The following is a 1,077-nucleotide window of genomic DNA, read 5'->3' as shown; positions in this document are numbered from 1 at the left end:
TAAGTAGTCAGGCAAAAGTAATGCGGTAGTCTGTGGTGCCGATTTCGCACAACAGGTCGGTTACGTGCTGGAGCAAGGTCTGGGGCGTTAGATAAGCGTCGGGCGTGAGCCAGTAGTGTTTGCAAAAGCGCCAGAGGATTTCGATGCGGTTGAGTTCGGGGGAATAGGGCGGCAAAAACAGCAGCGTGAGCCCCTGGGCTGCCCAGCAGGCCAGTTGCGCCTTCACGGCGTGGGCCTTGTGAATCGAGGCGTTGTCGAGCACCCGCACCGTGGGTTGGGCCAAGTGGGCGACGAACTCGGTCACGGCCAGCACGAAAAGCTCGGCGGTAAAGGCCGAGGCCGAAACGATGGCCGTAAACGCTTGCTGGCCCGTGGCCTGCGGGGCAGCCGGCCGCCAAAAGCCCAGCACCGACTACCCGCCACTGGCCCCGCGCTCGGCCGGCAGGCCCGCGCAGGGCCGCCCGCGCACTTGCCAGGCGTAGGGCACGGGTGCCTGGCGGGAGAAGCGCACCTCGTCGGCGTAGTACACGGCCCCGTGGCCGGCCAACTCGGCCCGGTGCAGGGCGGCCAACTGCTGCCGGCACGCGGCACAGGCGGCCGGGTCGCGCTGGCGTTTGAGCGAGCGGCGGGTGCGTTTCCAGCCGTAGCCGGCCCGGCGCAGGGCCCGTTTGCGCGTGCGCGGGCTCACGCGCAGGCCCAGTTCGTGCCCGAGGCGGGGCACGAGCCGGCGCACCTGCTGGCAGGCAGCCCCCACCCAGGCCATTACTTTTTTTGGGCGGCCGGGCCCAGCTTTCGCGGCCGGCCCGCCCGCGCTCCTTCGGCCAGGGCCGCCGCACCGCCGTGCTCAAACCGCGTCAGCCAAGCGCGTACCGTGTCCCGGTCAGCGGCGTAAGCCGCAGCCAACTGGCGCAAGCTCAAGCCCCGGCTGTGGCTGAGCACGGCCTGCGCCCGCTTGCGTTCCCGCGCAGGTGCCCCCGTGCATGTGCCCCCGTGGCGGCCACCCGTTCCAACGCCTGTACCTCGGCGACTGTTAAGACAATAGGCGCTAGTTTCATACCCTAAAGTAAGGCCTGGTTA

2 protein-coding genes and 1 pseudogene are annotated in these 1,077 nt (G+C 68.8%); all 3 read right to left on the bottom strand.

The window, feature by feature from the left end; all coding sequences use genetic code 11:
• Positions 1-7: 7 nt before the first annotated feature.
• Positions 8-409: a transposase gene (locus WX88_RS26720; RefSeq protein ID WP_052733155.1), complete on the bottom strand. Its 402-nt coding sequence runs from the start codon at positions 407-409 to the stop codon at positions 8-10.
• A 3-nt stretch (positions 410-412) separates the two neighbouring features.
• Entirely contained in the window at positions 413-763 is a 351-nt protein-coding gene (locus WX88_RS26715) for a winged helix-turn-helix domain-containing protein (protein ID WP_046247490.1), read from the bottom strand.
• Positions 763-954: pseudogene (locus tag WX88_RS29235) on the bottom strand (helix-turn-helix domain-containing protein); the annotation flags it as partial. The pseudogene WX88_RS29235 and the gene WX88_RS26715, both read right to left, overlap by 1 nt.
• Between the last annotated feature and the right edge of the window lie 123 nt (positions 955-1,077).

The organism is Hymenobacter terrenus (assembly GCF_000972495.1).
GTDB lineage: Bacteria > Bacteroidota > Bacteroidia > Cytophagales > Hymenobacteraceae > Hymenobacter > Hymenobacter terrenus.
Note: the sequence above shows the minus strand (reverse complement) of the source record. Positions and strands in the feature narration are given on the sequence as shown.